This window comes from Paenibacillus tepidiphilus, assembly GCF_008635795.1.
Classification (GTDB): domain Bacteria; phylum Bacillota; class Bacilli; order Paenibacillales; family Paenibacillaceae; genus Paenibacillus_AQ; species Paenibacillus_AQ tepidiphilus.
Genome location: NZ_VWRQ01000021.1, coordinates 69,375 through 84,895, shown reverse-complemented (window position 1 = coordinate 84,895; position 15,521 = coordinate 69,375). Strand labels below are relative to the sequence as shown.

The 15,521-nt window shown below is 55.8% G+C and carries 11 protein-coding genes; 7 read left to right on the top strand and 4 right to left on the bottom strand.

Annotation, left to right across the window (positions count from 1 at the left end):
- The first annotated feature begins 15 nt into the window (after positions 1-15).
- From F1379_RS23020 to F1379_RS23010, 3 genes are all read left to right on the top strand, one after another.
- Entirely contained in the window at positions 16-2,796 is a 2,781-nt protein-coding gene (locus F1379_RS23020; RefSeq protein WP_150274443.1) for an alpha-mannosidase, read from the top strand.
- A gap of 1,272 nt (positions 2,797-4,068) precedes the next feature.
- Entirely contained in the window at positions 4,069-5,124 is a 1,056-nt protein-coding gene (locus F1379_RS23015) for a LacI family DNA-binding transcriptional regulator (protein ID WP_150274441.1), read from the top strand.
- A 327-nt stretch (positions 5,125-5,451) separates the two neighbouring features.
- Positions 5,452-8,646, top strand: a complete 3,195-nt coding sequence (locus F1379_RS23010; RefSeq protein ID WP_150274439.1) for an alpha-mannosidase — start codon at positions 5,452-5,454, stop codon at positions 8,644-8,646.
- Between the two features lie 101 nt (positions 8,647-8,747).
- Here the strand turns inward: F1379_RS23010 and F1379_RS23005 are convergent, their stop codons facing one another.
- A complete protein-coding gene (locus F1379_RS23005; protein ID WP_338046797.1) occupies positions 8,748-9,548 on the bottom strand; it encodes a helix-turn-helix transcriptional regulator in 801 nt (266 codons plus the stop codon).
- Between the two features lie 231 nt (positions 9,549-9,779).
- Between F1379_RS23005 and F1379_RS23000 the strand changes: the two genes are divergently transcribed.
- Positions 9,780-10,817 carry a glycoside hydrolase family 88/105 protein gene (locus F1379_RS23000; RefSeq protein ID WP_150274437.1) on the top strand — a complete coding sequence of 346 codons (1,038 nt, stop codon included), beginning with the start codon at positions 9,780-9,782 and terminating at the stop codon, positions 10,815-10,817.
- 444 nt (positions 10,818-11,261) lie between these two features.
- Positions 11,262-12,143, top strand: a complete 882-nt coding sequence (locus F1379_RS22995) for a beta-1,6-N-acetylglucosaminyltransferase (RefSeq protein ID WP_150274434.1) — start codon at positions 11,262-11,264, stop codon at positions 12,141-12,143.
- An 85-nt stretch (positions 12,144-12,228) separates the two neighbouring features.
- On the opposite strand, the gene F1379_RS22990 is transcribed toward F1379_RS22995, so the two are convergent.
- A complete protein-coding gene (locus F1379_RS22990) occupies positions 12,229-12,984 on the bottom strand; it encodes a DeoR/GlpR family DNA-binding transcription regulator (protein WP_150274432.1) in 756 nt (251 codons plus the stop codon).
- 198 nt (positions 12,985-13,182) lie between these two features.
- On the opposite strand from F1379_RS22990, the gene rhaM reads away from it, so the two are divergent.
- Entirely contained in the window at positions 13,183-13,497 is a 315-nt protein-coding gene (gene rhaM, locus F1379_RS22985) for an L-rhamnose mutarotase (protein ID WP_150274430.1), read from the top strand.
- Between the two features lie 143 nt (positions 13,498-13,640).
- On the opposite strand, the gene F1379_RS22980 is transcribed toward rhaM, so the two are convergent.
- A complete protein-coding gene (locus tag F1379_RS22980; RefSeq protein WP_162551261.1) occupies positions 13,641-14,039 on the bottom strand; it encodes a cytidine deaminase in 399 nt (132 codons plus the stop codon).
- Between the two features lie 198 nt (positions 14,040-14,237).
- On the opposite strand from F1379_RS22980, the gene F1379_RS22975 reads away from it, so the two are divergent.
- Entirely contained in the window at positions 14,238-14,873 is a 636-nt protein-coding gene (locus F1379_RS22975) for a serine/threonine-protein kinase (protein ID WP_150274425.1), read from the top strand.
- An 11-nt stretch (positions 14,874-14,884) separates the two neighbouring features.
- Here the strand turns inward: F1379_RS22975 and F1379_RS22970 are convergent, their stop codons facing one another.
- Entirely contained in the window at positions 14,885-15,520 is a 636-nt protein-coding gene (locus F1379_RS22970) for an ABC-2 transporter permease (RefSeq protein WP_162551260.1), read from the bottom strand.
- Between the last annotated feature and the right edge of the window lies 1 nt (position 15,521).

Sequence of the window (15,521 nt, the reverse complement as noted above, 5' to 3'; positions counted from 1 at the left end):
GGAGGGAAACCATCAATGGCCAACAAAAAAACGGCGCATATCATCTCGCATACCCATTGGGACCGGGAATGGTATATGCCTTATGAATATCATCACATGTTACTGATTGAGCTGGTCGACAAGCTTCTGGATACCCTCGATCAAGATCCGGATTACCGCTACTTCCATCTGGACGGACAGACGATTATCCGCGAGGATTATTTGCAGGTCCGTCCCGAGCAGCGGGAGCGGCTGGACCGTTACATCGCCGAGGGGCGTATTCAGTTCGGTCCGTGGTATGTGCTGCAGGATGAATTCCTGACAAGCAGCGAAGCCAATCTCCGCAACCTGCTGATCGGGCACAAGGATGCGGGGCCGTTCGGTGTCATTTCCAAGACCGGCTACTTCCCTGATTCGTTCGGCAACATGGGCCAGGCGCCGCAGATTCTTCAGCAGGCGGGCATCACCAATGCGATCTTCGGACGCGGCGTGAAGCCGACGGGCTTCAATAATACCGTAGGAGAGATGGACAGCTACGAGTCGCCGTATTCCGAGATGATCTGGCGTTCGCCGGACGGCTCGGAGGTGCTGGGTGTACTCTTCGCCAACTGGTACTGCAACGGAATGGAGGTTCCGGCCGATCCAGCCGCGGCCAAGGTATACTGGGACAAGAACCTGGCCGACGCCGAGAAGTTCGCATCTACACCGCATCTCCTGTTCATGAACGGGTGTGATCATCAGCCGATCCAGACCGATCTCTCACAGGCGATCCGCACCGCCTCCGAGCTGTATCCGGATGTTGAATTCGTGCATTCGAACTTTGATGAATACCTGCAGGCCTTGCAGGCGAATCTGCCGGAGGATCTGGTGGCGATTGAAGGCGAGCTGCGCAGTCAGCACACGGACGGCTGGGGTACGCTGGTCAACACGGCATCGTCCCGGGTATACCTGAAGCAGCTGAACCAGGCGGGGCAGACCCTGCTGGAAAAAGTAGCCGAGCCGCTGGCCGCATTTGCAGAGCTGGCAGGCGTGCAGGCCTATCCGCATCATCTGTTGACCTATGCCTGGAAGACGCTGATGCAGAATCATCCGCATGACAGCATCTGCGGCTGCAGCCTGGATGAAGTGCACCGCGAAATGATCACCCGGTTCGCCAAAAGCAGCCAGATGGCGGAGGCGATTATCGCTGAAAGCGCCGCAGCGTTGGCCGAAGCCATAGACGTTACCGGCGTAGCAGCCTGGGGCAATGCCCCGGTGCCGTTTACCGTGTTCAATACAAGCGGCTGGGAGAGAAGCGGAACCGTTACGGTCGAGCTGATTATAGCGAAGAAATACTTCCCTGAAGGTCCGAATCCGCAGGCACTTGCGCGTGAGCTGGGCCGGGAGCCGCTGGGTTCCCTGCAGGTATTGGATGAAGAAGGCCGTGTGTACGCAGCCAAGATCGAGGACCTCGGTGTCCATTTCGGCTACGAGCTGCCGAAGGACCGCTTCCGCCAGCCGTATATGGCCCGGAAGGTTCGGGTGACCTTCCCGGCGACAGAGGTTGCCGCACTGGGTTACCGCACATATGCCTTGGTTGAAGGCGCGGCGGACCTGACTGTGGCTGCTCTGGATGCCGTTAAGGTGCAGGGTCATACGATGGAGAACGGCAAGCTGAGCGTGACGGTTGCTTCTAATGGCACGCTGACGGTTACCGACAAGCTGTCCGGTGCCGAACACACGGGACTTAACGTGTATGAGAACACCGGTGATATCGGCAACGAATATGTATACCGCCAGCCGGAAGGCGAGCAGGCGCTGACTACCGAGGGCCTGCAGGCTGAAATTTCGGTAATTGAAGCATCCCCATATCGTGCAGTCATCGAGGCTGTGCTGAAGTGGGAGATTCCGGCCAGTGCCGATGAGACCTTCGTTACGGAAAAGCAGGAGATGGTGCCTTTCACTGAGCGTAAAGCACAGCGTACGGAGCAGACTGTACCGCTGGTCCTGACCACGCGCTATACGCTGGAAGCCGGAAGCGGTATGGTACAGGTCAGCACCAGCTTCAACAACCAGGCCAAGGATCACCGCCTGAGAGCCTTGTTCCCTACGGGTCTGGCTGCGGACCATCATTATGTTGACTCCATCTTCGAAGTGGCTAAGCGCAGCAACAAGCCTGCCGCGGAGTGGGTGAACCCGAGCAATGCCCAGCATCAGCAGGTGTTCGTCAGCGTTGAGGGCGGCACGAACGGTCTTGCCGTGGCCAACAAAGGCCTGAATGAATACGAGGTGCTGCTGGACGGCAAGAACACCATTGCGGTTACACTGCTGCGCTCCTCCTCCGAGCTGGGCGACTGGGGCGTGTTCGAAACACCGGAGGCCCAGTGCCTGGGCGAGCAGACGGTGGAATATGCGATTATTCCTTATGCCGGCGACGGCGCCACCTCCGGTGCGTACGCGCAGGCGTACCAGTACCAGATTCCGTGGACAGCCGTGCAGACCCATGGCCCTGCCGAGCGGGTTCCGGCGGTGAACGGCCAGCCGCTTTCGGGCGGCGTGACATTGCCGGTATCCGGGCAATGGCTGAGCTGGAATGCCGAGGCTTCGCCGCTGGCATTCTCGACCTTGAAGTTTGCCGAGGAGACGGGCGACCTTGTAGCACGCTGGTATAACCTTGGCGGGGAACCGGCAGAGCTGCGGGTGCAGCCGTCTTTTGAAGCGGCTGCCGTGTTCGAGAGCGATGTACTGGAGCGCCGTGCCGCAAGGCTGGACAGCGGGGAACAGCAGGTAGGCGGGTATAAGATTGTGACCCGGGCTTATCAGCTGGGGGACAAATAAGCAAGAGCCTGGAGAGGCGAATTAAGAGCGACTTGAGGAGCGAATTGAGAAGCGAATTAAGAGCGAGTTAAGAAGCGACTTGAGGAGCGAATCGAGGAGCGAATTGAGGAGCGAATTGAGGAGCGACTTGAGGAGCGAATTGAGGAGCGACTTGAGGAGCGAATTGAGGAGCGATGTGAGAAGCGAATTGAGGAGCGAATTGAGGAGCGAATCGAGGAGCGATTTGAGAAGCGAATTGTGGAGCGAGTTGAGAAGCGACTTGTGGAGCGAATTGAGAAGCGACTTGTCTGCGGACGAGTCGCTTTTTGTTATGGACAGGGAGCTGTCGGCTGGCTTGAAGTGGCCCATTACCAAGGAGAGCGCGGACCGCAGAAGTCATTTTAGTAACATTTGATTCATTTGTATGGAGTTAATGCGGAGCTAATATTTTGACGGCATTGAATTGTTGGTATAAACCATCTAACCTGCGAGTAAGGGTGAGAGCTGTCGGCGCATACAGTCGTACTTAAGGCACCCCCTGTTCGCACACCGCAGGTTAGTTGGAAAATCGCCACCTAATTTTACCAATATGAAGGTTTTTCACCAATCTAGTTGGATAATCGCATCTTAATATGGGCGAAAACTGATGTTCTTGCCAATTTTGGCCGAATTAAGTGGCGATAATCGAATTAATATGCTGAAATCCGTAAGAACGGCAATATTAGTGTGCGAAAATCGAACTAATCATGATGAGCTATTGAATTTCAGATGAGAGTTAGCTATGAGTGCGCGAAATGATTGCCTTCAGCCGCTACAGTCTGCCAGCTTCAGCCTCTGCTGTCCGCACCCCTCAGCGCTACAGTCCGCATGCCTCAGTCGCTACAGTTCGCGTGCTTCCAGGCGTTACAGTCCACAGCCTTGCTTCCAGACTTCAACCGCCCATAGCGGCTATGTCGGCAACAGCATATGCTTCCGATACCGGCTATTCTCCGGAAAGCCTTCAGGCAAACGCTGCTCCAGTTCCAAATTTGTTGGATCAAGTGGCACTGGTTCTTTTAACCTGTATACCGGCTAGTGATGTGTTGGACCTCCAGCACCGGAAGCGGGTTTTGAAGGCTAGGGCTTAAAACTTTCCCGCCGTTTTGGAAACAGCGGTACCATATTAGTGGATACATAGCTTGTCTGCCATCATCCGGTCCAATTGATCTGGAGCGAACAGCTGTGTCTCTTGTCATCCAAAAAGACCTACACAACGCGTATAACACGTGTTATACTCTTGTAGAGGTGCTGAATATGAGCAAGAAAAGAGTAACAAGCCACGACGTGGCCAGACTCGCCGGTGTGTCCCGCAGCGTTGTTTCCGCCGTGCTGAACGATACCCCCGGTATCGGAGTCAGCGCCCAGACGCGGGAAGCGGTGCTGCGCGCGATCTCGGAACTGAACTATCATGTCGACGCCCAGGCGCGCAGTATGAAGACCGGCCGAAGCATGACGCTGGCCGCCTTCGGAGATACCCGGCATCCGCTGTTCATCCGCCTGCTGGAAGGCATGCAGCGGGAAAGTGAAGCAAGAGGCTATCATCTCCTGCTGTGCTCGCCCGGCGGGAGGAAGAGCGGCGAAGCGAGAAACGCGCTGCTGGATCTGTATCACCAGCGGAAGATCGACGGGATCGTTACGCTGGACGAGACGAGCTACCGCAGCGCGGATTGGGCGGCCAGGGTGAAGGAGGCCGGCGTGCCCTATGTGTCCGTAGAAGGCTACTCCGATACGGCGGGCGTCTATTCCGTACTGGCCGATTACAGAGGCAGCGTAAAGACGGCGCTGGATTACCTGTGCCGTGACGGAAGTGCAGCGGGCAAGGCGCCGGTGTATGCGGAAATCTACCATGCTTCAGGCGCCAAACGGCTCAACTGGGCGGAGAAGAACCGCCGGAGCGCATATCAGGACTGGTGCCATAAGCACGGAATGGAGCCGCAGCTTCACCGCCTGGAGGAGCAGGCTGGGCGTGTGGAATGGCTGGATTGGCTCATTGAACTGCAAGAGCAGAGCGGAGGGGAGCTGCCGCCGGTTCTGGTGAACTGGTCGAGCGCCGTACCCGATCTGTACCGCGCAGCCTTCCGGCTGGGCCTGACCATCGGCGGAAGCCTGCGAATTATGGCTGCAGACAATACGATTCAGGGGGACCGCCTGAGCGTGCCTACGCTAAGCTGCGTGGAAATTCCTTATGCTGCAATGGGCGAGGAGGCTGTGCGCTGCGTCTTGCAGCAGCTGGAAAAGCAGGCGGTTGAGCCGGTGTCTCCGGGCAAGCTGTGGCTGCCGGCCGTGCTGAAGCCGGGTGAGAGTGCGTAGCCGAGGGCAGGGCTCCGGCGGCTTGACGCTGGGTGCAAGCACGGCCACGGGTACAGTGCGCAGACGCAGGCCACTAGGCCGCCTGCATGTGCAACCCGCAGGCGCAGGTCGCTAGTGCAGTCCGACGGTACAGTGCGCAGACGCAGGCCGCCAGTGCGGCCCACTGGTGCACTCCACAAGCACAGCCAGCGGCCCCAGCCCGCCACTTTCTTCGGGACCGAAGGCGCAGCTTGCAACCAGCGAAGCAACACCAAAGGCATAGCCCTACGGGGGATGCCGTTTCTTTTTAGCATATAACACGTGTTATAACCAGGGAGGATGAAGAAAATGTTCTGGACAGAAGAGAAGCTCGGTGCGCGAATTGCCGAATTGGAGCCTTACCGTTACCGTGATGCCGTGATACTGGAGGAATGGCTGGGATTGGAAGACAAGGAAGGGGCAAACGGTGTGTATCCTCCGCCCTTGGAAGGCGGAGCGCCCTACCGGGTGGGGGATTACTGGACCGGGCGTAACCTGTACCTCTGGCTGCAGCGGGCGGTGGAGGTGCCGGAGCAGTGGCGGGGCCGGCGTATCGTAGGCGTGTTCGACTTTGGCCGGACAGGGAGCGGCAATAACAGCGGCTTCGAATCGCTGCTGTTCCTGAACGGCAAGCCGTATCAGGGCGTGGACTCCAACCATCAGGAGGTGTTCCTTGAGCCGGACACGGCAGGAACGACGGTGGATTTCACTTTCCGGCTGTGGTCCGGACTGGAAGGCGGCGGCAAACCGGTCCTCCAGGAGCACCGGATCAAGCGGGCGGAGCTGGCCTGTCTGGATGAAGCGGCCGACAACCTGTACTACACGGGCCGGGCGGTGCTGGGCGTATCACAATCGCTGGCCGGCAGCGATCCCCTGAAGCAGGAGCTGCTGATGGCGCTGGACCGGGCGTTCCGGCTGCTGGACTGGTCCAGACCGGGCAGCGATGCCTTTTATGCTTCTATGCAGGAAGCGGATGCGCTGCTGACGGCTGCGCTGGCGGCCATGAAGCAGGAGCATCCGGTGACAGTAACGGCCGTAGGGCATACCCACATCGACGTCGCCTGGCTGTGGCGGCTCACCCATACGCGCGAGAAAGCGGCACGCTCCTTCTCCACGGTGCTGCGGCTGATGAAGCAGTATCCGGAATATGTTTTTTTGCAGACCCAGCCTCAGCTGTACGATTACATCAAGCGCGATTATCCGGAGATGTACGAAGGGATCAAGGAGCGGGTAAGGGAAGGACGCTGGGAGGCCGGGGGGGCCATGTGGCTGGAAGCCGATTGCAATTTGACGAGCGGGGAGTCGCTGGTGCGGCAGATTTTGTACGGGACAAAATTCTTCCGTGAGGAATTCGGGGTGGAGTGCAAGTATCTGTGGCTGCCGGATGTGTTCGGCTACAGCTGGGCACTGCCGCAGATCCTCCGCAAATCGGGCATCGACACGTTCATGACGACCAAGATCAGCTGGAGCCAGTACAACCGCATGCCGCATGATACCTTCCACTGGAGAGGCATCGACGGCAGCGAGGTGCTTGCCTATTTCATCACGACGCCGGAAGGACCGGACTCCAGTGCCTGGTACTACACGTACAATGGCCTGATCGAGCCGTTCACTGTGCAGGGAATCTGGGACCAGTACCGGGACAAGAATCTCAACCGCGAGCTGCTGCTGGCATACGGCTACGGTGATGGGGGCGGGGGTGTGAACCGCGAGCATCTGGAAATGCGGCGGCGCCTGGACGCTATTCCGGGTGTGCCGAACGTCAAGACGGGGCGTGCGGACGATTATTTTGAGCGTCTAAATGAGACCATTTCCAGAACCGACCAGTATGTCCACACCTGGGATGGCGAGTTGTATCTGGAGTACCACAGAGGGACCTATACCAGCCAGGCCTACAATAAAAAAATGAACCGCAAGCTGGAGCTGCTGTACCGCGAAGCCGAATGGCTGCAGATGCTGCTGGCAGCGGAATCGGGCAGTCTAGCCCAGTATCCGGGAGAGGATTTCGCCGAAGGCTGGAGGATCATCCTGCGCAACCAGTTCCACGATATTATCCCCGGCTCTTCGATCCGTGAGGTCTACGAGGATTCGCGGCTCGAATATGCAGAGGCAGAGCGGCTGGGAGCCGGTGCGGCGGAGGCGGCGGTGATGGGCTTGACGGTGGCTGTAGAAACGGTCTCTGCGGAAGACGGTGCTACAGAAGCTGTCGCTGCACAAGGTACGAAGTACACCCTTTTCAATAGTGCGTTCTTTGACTGGCGAGGCTTAGTATCTATAACCGGCGGCGGTGCGGAGATTCAGGAATGGCGGGACAGCAGCGGGCGTTTGCTCCGTTCGCAGAAGCTGGAAGGGGAATGGCTGATTGAAGCGCCGGAGCTGCCGATGCTGTCAGCGGCGGTGATTACGGCCTTCGATTCTGCAGACGGCGGGCAAGCAGACCGCGAAGCGCTGGAGACAGCTTTTATATGGGAAGATGGCCGCCTGACAACTCCACATTACATTATGGAATGGAATGAAGCCGGGCAGCTCAGCCGTCTGCATGACCGGGAGGCCGCTCGGGAAGTGCTGGCGCCGGAGGAATGCGGAAATGTGCTGCAGGTGTTCGAGGATAAGCCGAAAATGTACGACGCCTGGGACATCGATCTGTATTATCAGGAGAAAAAACGTGAAATCACCGATTTACGCTCGGTAGAGCTGCTGGAATCCGGTCCGCTGACCGCAGTTGTGCAGTTCTCCTGGCGCTATATGGATTCGTCCGTGATCCAGAAGGTGAAGGTGTACGCCGGAAGCCGCCGGATTGATTTCGAGACGCTGGTCGACTGGCAGGAGCAGCAACAGCTGCTTAAGGCGGCTTTTCCGGTCGCGGTGCGTTCAACGGAAGCCACATATGATATCCAGTTTGGCAACGTGAAGCGTCCGACCCACTGGAATACGAGCTGGGATTACGCCCGCTTCGAGAGCGTCGGCCATCAGTGGGCCGACCTGTCGGAACGCGGCTACGGCGTCAGTCTGCTTAACGATTGCAAATACGGCTACGACATCAAGGACCATGTCCTGCGGTTATCTCTGATCAAATCGGCGACGGCGCCGGATTGGCAGGCCGATCAGGGCGAGCACCGGTTCACGTATTCGCTGCTGCCGCATACGGGAGACTGGATTGCCGGAAGAACGGCGGAGGAAGCCTGGATGCTGAACAATCCGCTGCGGACTATCCCGGGAGCTTTGCAGGGCGAGGCCGGCAGATCGCTGCTGCGGACAGATGCGGAAGGAATCGCCATCGACGCCGTGAAGCTTTCGGAGCAGGGTGACGGCTGCGTAGTGAGACTGCATGATTATTTCGGCGGCCGCCGGAAGGTAACGCTCAGCAGCGGCTATAACGTGACTTCGTGGCAGGTTTGCGATTTGCTGGAGCGTCCGCTGGCCGATCCGGTTCAGGGCAACGAAATCGAGCTGGAGTTCAAGCCATTTGAAATTCACACCGTGCTGGTGAAGTTCTCGGGATAGCCAGGCTGCCAGGGTGAAGAAGGGGAGGTGCGAAGGAACAGAATACTGAAAAGGCCCCCCGGCGAAAAGCCGGGGGCCCTTGGCCTGGCTTCATATAAGTTTCACTTGTGCAGTTTACGATAGTCGCGGGGGGATAGACCGGTATGCACTTTGAACACTTTGCCGAAATGGGTCAAGCTCTCAAAGCCGCATCGTTCAGCTACCAGAGTGATGCTCCAGCCGGTATCCCGCAGCAGCCGCTCCGCTTCCCGCACCCTGGTGATGTTAATGTACTCTGTATATCCGAAGCCGGTAAACTTCCTGAATACACGGCTTAAATGGCTTGCGCTGATGTAGAATTGTTTGGCAATGTCGTCCAGCTGCAGCGGTCCGGCAAAATGATGATTAATATGACGGACGATATCCGTTACCTTGCGGTGGACCGGAGACGGCTCCTGAACCGGCGGAATGCCCCGTTTCTGGATCAGCCGGGAAATATACAGCAGCAGCGATACTGCTGTATTCCGGATGTGCAGCGCATATCCGGGGGGCTGTTCGGTCAATTCTTGCAGCAGGGAGAACAGCAGGTTCTCCACGGCCATTTTTTCCTGAAGATTCAGGGTATGGAGCGGATTTCCGCCAGCAAAGGGTAACAACAGCAGCTCTCTCTCCTCCGGCGCAAAAGCTTCAAAGAAGGATGGCCCGTAGTAGAGCACAATCCGTTCATTCGTTGGCTCAGCCAGTCCGGATGTTCTATGCAGCACATTCGAATCGATCAGCACCAGGTCGCCGGAGCGTATATCATAGACGTTGTCCTTAATGAAGAATCTCCGCTGCCCTTCGAACAGGTAGAAGACCTCCATTTGGTTGTGGTAGTGGCTGTTGTGCATGGAGAAATGACCGTCCCGCCGGTCAAACTCGATTTTGAAAGCATCGTTTCAAGAGTCCAATCGCAGCATCTTCGGAAAAGGTAAGCCTGACATTGCGCACTCCTTTCTGCAGAATGACTTAGCTGTATTCCTTGCTGTATTCATTGTAGCAAAATAAATGGAATTAGCGGAAAAATGATCGAAATTTGCGGAGTATTCCATAATTTATTGTGTTAGTCTGATTAACAAATGTAAGAAATAAATGAAGCAACGGGAGATGAAAGCGTGCGCAAATTTGAAATTGATGAACAAGAGGTCCTGGAGCTGATTGACAGGGTTGTCAAGCGGACGATGAATATGGATTTTACCTGGAACTGGTCCTGCGGGGTCGCTTATTACGGCATCTGCAAAGCCTGGGAGGTGACCGGGAAACAGGAATATATTGATTTTCTGGTCCGCTGGGTCGATGAATATCTGGAGCTCGGCCTGCCGCCGCTCATGGTGAATTCCTGCGCAATGGGGCACACCATGCTGACCTTGCATGAAGCTACCGGTGACTCCAAATATTTGGATTTGGCTCTGCTCAAAGCCGAATATCTGCGCAAGGATGCCATCCGCTTCGGAGAGGGCGTCTTCCAGCATACTGTCTCGTCGCGGAATGATTTTCCGGAGCAGGCCTGGGCGGACACGCTGTTCATGGCGGCCTATTTCCTGCTGCGCCTCGGATTCAAGCTGGACAACAAGGAGTATATCGACGATGCGCTTAACCAGTTCTACTGGCATGAGGAGTATTTGCAGGATACGAAGACGAATCTGTTCTACCATGCCTGGGACAATGTCAGAGGAGACCATCTGTCCGGCGTATATTGGGGAAGAGCCAATGCATGGGCCGCCTACACCATGGCGCAGGCCTACAAAATGCTGAATCCCTTCATGCCGATGTGGATGCGGCTCGGCGGCGCGCTTGGCGACCAGCTCAGCGCTCTGGTCCGGCTGCAGTCGCCGGAAGGCCTGTGGCGGACCGTTCTCGATGACGAGACCTCCTATGCCGAAACGTCGGCCTCTGCCGGGATAGCCGCTGCCATCGTGGTTAACGGGCATCCGCTGCATCAGAATGCGATGGCCAAGGCGTACGAGGGGATTATCGCCAGTATCGACGAAGACGGCTCGGTCCGTAATGTATCGGCGGGAACGGCTGTGATGCACACGGTTGAAGATTATAAGGTGATCTCAACCAAGCGGGTCCAGGGTTGGGGACAGGGGCTGACCCTGGCCTATCTGGTGGCGCTGCTGCAGAACAGGGAGCTGGTAAGCAAAATTTGATGGGTTAAAAGGCTGGCCCGGACGGCAGGCTGGTCTGTGGAACAAAGTAGCGCGGCGATTCTCCGGTTATTGGAGGGTTAGCTGCGCTGCTTTTTTTTGGTCTGCGGCAGCTTGCGGGCAGAGGCTTCAGCCTGTTCGTGCCGTGAACCGAGAGTTGCCGGAAGCTCAGGGCCCGGTCTGCTCTCGGGTTCAGCACTCTTTCTGGTTCTGTGGGTCGGTAATAGGCCGAAACGGGAGGGCTTACGCGAGGGCTTGCGGACCGTACAGCTCTTCTTTCAGCGAAAGGAGCAATTTTGCGGAGCTACGCCCGCCCCGTCCCGCGCCCGCCCCGTCCCGCGCCCGCCCCGTCCCGCGCCCGCCCCTTCGAGCTGCAGAATACTCAATGACATCATTTTTTACTGCTTCCATTATAATATTGGAAAAAATGAGCGGGAGGAGAATATCATGCAGCATTTCCGAATGGCATATGTTATCCTTTGTCACAAAAATCCCGAGCAGATCAACCTGCTGCTGGACGTATTGACCGATGAGCATGTCGAATTCTTCCTGCACGTAGACCGCAAAAGCGGCATTGAGCCGCAAATTACGCATCGCGGGGATATTCACTTTGTAAAGCAGCCGGTGGAGGTCCAGTGGGGGCATTACAGCCAGATTGAATGCATTCTGAAATCCTTCGCGCTGATCCGGGAGCACGGCAGCTATGATTATATCCATATTATCAGCGGGCAGGATTTGCCGCTCGTTCCGAATAAGCAGATCGTCGATTACTTCATGGAGCACCGCGGCCAGGAGTTCGTGAAGCATCTTCAGCTGCCCAATGACGCAGAAATGTGGGGCTGCCTCTACCGGGTGTCCGTCTATTATCCGCGATTTCTCGTAACACGGGCCAAGGCCGTCTCGGAAATCCGCAACCGCTATATCAACATGGTCATGTCGGTGCCTCTGCTGAAGCGTAGCCTGAGGAATTTACCGGCGGATCTGTATAAGGGCTCAAACTGGATGTCGATTACGGGGGAGTGCATGGAGTATATTCTGGAGTTTATCGGGGCTAACCCGGGGTATGTCAAATTGTTCAAGCATTCCTTCTGCGGTGATGAGATCTTCTTCCATACGATAATCCTGAACAGCAGGTTTAAAGCAAACGTAGTCAATGAAATCAAACGCTATACGGATTGGGATACCGGGCCGGAATTCCCGCGGACGCTCCGGGCGGAGGATATCAGCCGAATCCGGCAGCAGGGAGCGGAATGCTTCTGGGGCCGGAAGTTCGACCTTGACGTCGACCGGGCGATAGTCGAGGAAATTCTGCAGCGGCAGCTGGCCTGATGGCTCTGGCAGGACCAAGAAATCGCCCTTTGGAGATGGCCGGACGGCCATATACCCGAACGGGCGATTACTTTATGCTTTCTGATTACCCGAACTCAATCGAAATCCCCGCTTGGCGGTATTGCCCTGCGACCTCTGCAGCAAGTCCGTTGTCGGTCAAAATGGCATCCACTTGGTCCAGCGAGGCGAAAGTACGCAGGGCAACCTGTCCGAATTTATGGTGGTCGGCTACGGCGTATACCTGGCGAGCAGTCTCGACCAGCGCTTGCTTGAATTCAATCAGCTCACCGGTATAAATCGTAAGCCCGTGCTTGATATGGATAGCGGTGGCGGAGAGGAACGCTTTCTGGATATTGAGCTGCCGCACGTAAGCGGCTGCTTCCGGTCCGGCCAGCATGTTGCGCACACGGGCGCCGCCCGGTACGACAAGCCGGATCTGATCCTTGTGCACCAGCTCGCTGATGATATAGACATCATTGGTGATGACTGTGAGCGGCAGATTCTCCAGCCGCCGGGCGATTTGCAGGGTTGTGCTGCCCCCGTCCAGGGCGATGATATCCCCCTCTTCGATATGGGACAGGGCCAGCAGGGCAATCGCTGTTTTCTCCGCCTCGAAGGTATCCAGCGGCTGCCTCGAAGGCAGAATGCCGAACTGGTCACTTTGGGCCAGCACAGCCCCGCCGTGGACGCGCTTCACCAGTCCTTGCTCCTCCAGCTTGCTTAAATCCTCCCTGACCGTTTTTCCGGTGACCTGCAGCTGTTCGCTCAGCTCGTTGACGGTGACCTCCTTCCGGTTCAGCAGTACTTCCATAATCCTTTCATGACGGCGCATCGGGTTCATACGTCTGCCTCAACTTTCCTTAACGTTTTACTCTATTCTATGCCGGGAGAGGTTGACGGTCCAGAGGAATGCATGGTCCAGCGGTCATATTGTTTGTTTTGGTTTAAATATTCTTCAAAAATGTTCATTTATCAACTATAATGTTCATTATAGTTCATTTATGTATTTTCAAACCCATTATGTCTGGAGTGCTGACAAGTGATCAGAAAAGCAAGCATTATGCAGGTTTACCCGGATTGTTATGAAGAGTACCAACGACGCCACGATGAGCTATGGCCGGAGATGGCGGAAGAGCTGAAGAATCACGGCGCACACAATTATTCTATCTTTCTGGATGAAGAGACTGGGAATTTGTTCGCTTACCTGGAAGTGGAGGATGAAGCGAAGTGGGATCAGATGTCCCAGACGGAGATTTGCCGGAAGTGGTGGGTATATATGGAGCCGCTGATGAAGACCAACCCGGATCACAGCCCGGTATCCAAAGCCTTAAAAGAAGTCTTCTATCTAAAATAGCCGCTGTCTGCAAGGTGCCCTGTTCAGCAAATACAGAGCACCTTTCTTATTGCGGGGGATACCTGATCAAAATAATTTAACATTGGGATCAATGTTGAAATTAAAAACGCGTACCTGATCAGAACAGGTACGCGCGTTTTATTTTACATATCCAGGTCAGTAAAGGCGTAGGGCAGTAAATCCTTCAGCTTCAATTCCAGAATCTCCTGCTTGTCATTGGTTAAATAGACCGGCATATCCGGTAAGCAGAATTCAGCCATGACCTGCCGGCAAATGCTGCATGGCGGAAGAAAGTCTTCCGTATCTCCGGCTACGGCAATAGCCTGAAAATCGCCTTTGACATACCCGCTAGCTATCGCGGTGAAGAACGCCGTCCGTTCGGCACAGTTGGTCGCACCAAAGGATACATTCTCTACGTTGACCCCGCTGATCACCTTTCCGTCCTTCAAGAGCAACGCGGCTCCAACCGGAAATTTGGAGTAAGGCGCATACGCAGCCTTCTTCACCTTGCGTGCGCATTCCATTAATTGCTCTTTGTTCATAAAATCCACCCTTTGCCTAAGAATGAACTTTGCAGTTCCCTTGACGCCAATATTGAGTTGGCAGGACTTCTAATACTATAGGGACGAGGCCGCTTTGTCAAGATGAAGCCTTAAAGCTTAGAGGATATGCATTTTTCCTGTTTTGACGTAAACTGAGCATTAGGATATTTGCACAAATGAGCTCGGGGAGCGTTAAGCATGGAGAAGCTGGTGGAACGGGTACAGGATGAGCTGCTGCCGAATGTAACTATAGAAAGCGTTGATGAGAGGGAGCCGGTAAAAGTGCACCGTGTGCCCGGGTCCTGGAGATTGCTCGGAGCCGGGAATTATGCCGCCGTCTTCTGCCATCCGGAATATGAGAACTATGCAGTGAAAATATACGCCCCGGGAAGGCCCGGCCTCGAGCAGGAGCGGGAGGTATACCGGTGTCTCGGGAGCCATCCCGCTTACGCGGAATGCTATGATGCCGGCAGCGATTTTCTGATTCTGGAGCGGCTGCGGGGAGTGACCTTCTATGATTGCATGAAGCGCGGGGTGCTCATTACCGAGCAGGCCATTCGGGATATTGACGACGCGCTGGATTATGCCCGTTCCAGGGGGCTGAGTCCCCATGATGTCCATGCCAAGAATGTCATGCTCCGTGACGGCCGCGGGGTGATTGTCGATGTCTCGGATTTCCTGAACCGGGAAGTCTGCACCATGTGGGAGGATTACAAGAAGGCGTATTACCGCCTGTACAGGCCGATTGCTTCCCGGTGGATGTTTCCGGTTCCGCGCGTGTTCCTGGAGGCGGTCCGTAAAGGCTACCGGCTGTGGAGCCGCCGGAAGAGCTGAGCCTGCTCCCGTCAAAATTCCTTGTTGCGCTGAATCCGCGCCGATACCCCATAAGACACGGCAAACATCAGGACGGCAACCAATGTGGACACGATGCCAACGGTAACGCTGTTAAAGCTAATGGCATCATTAAACAGGTACAGCAGATACCAGATGGCCATTTTAATTCCAATCGACAGTCCCGCGCCCGTAAGGAGCAGAACATCGCTTTTCTCTGCCCCCAGCTTGAGGATCAGCGGGTAGACAATGGCGACCGTCGTAATGGCCAGCTGCAATCCGAACAGGTATCCGTGAACCAGTGCGGCGGCATCCAGCCTGCCGAGTGAACCATGAAGCAGCAGGGTCACCAGGCTGCTGGCCAGGCCCATAACAATCAGAAGGATAAAGGAAAGGTATTTGGCGTTGATAATGGCCGTTCTTGTGACCGGCAGGGTCAGCTCCCACTTGTTCCATTTCGAGGTCTCATCCATTTGCAGAGAGGTGCCGATATTCGAAGCGAAGACAAACGTCTGTACTGCAATGATCATCGAGAGAATCTTGGGGTCTGTTGCCAGGAGCGGGATAATGACAACCGCCAGGGCAATGCCTGCCGACAGCTTGATATTATCCTGCATGGAATAAAAGTTGTTGATCACTAGCCCTTTCATC

Excerpts from the sequence above, each read along its gene's own strand:
- F1379_RS23020 (WP_150274443.1), top strand. The coding sequence starts at position 16 with ATGGCCAACAAAAAAACGGCGCATATCATCTCGCATACCCATTGGGAC.
- F1379_RS23015 (WP_150274441.1), top strand. The coding sequence starts at position 4,069 with ATGAGCAAGAAAAGAGTAACAAGCCACGACGTGGCCAGACTCGCCGGT.
- F1379_RS23010 (WP_150274439.1), top strand. The coding sequence starts at position 5,452 with ATGTTCTGGACAGAAGAGAAGCTCGGTGCGCGAATTGCCGAATTGGAG.
- F1379_RS22995 (WP_150274434.1), top strand. The coding sequence starts at position 11,262 with ATGCAGCATTTCCGAATGGCATATGTTATCCTTTGTCACAAAAATCCC.
- F1379_RS22990 (WP_150274432.1), bottom strand. The coding sequence starts at position 12,984 with ATGAACCCGATGCGCCGTCATGAAAGGATTATGGAAGTACTGCTGAAC.
- F1379_RS22980 (WP_162551261.1), bottom strand. The coding sequence starts at position 14,039 with ATGAACAAAGAGCAATTAATGGAATGCGCACGCAAGGTGAAGAAGGCT.
- F1379_RS22975 (WP_150274425.1), top strand. The coding sequence starts at position 14,238 with ATGGAGAAGCTGGTGGAACGGGTACAGGATGAGCTGCTGCCGAATGTA.
- F1379_RS22970 (WP_162551260.1), bottom strand. The coding sequence starts at position 15,520 with ATGAAAGGGCTAGTGATCAACAACTTTTATTCCATGCAGGATAATATC.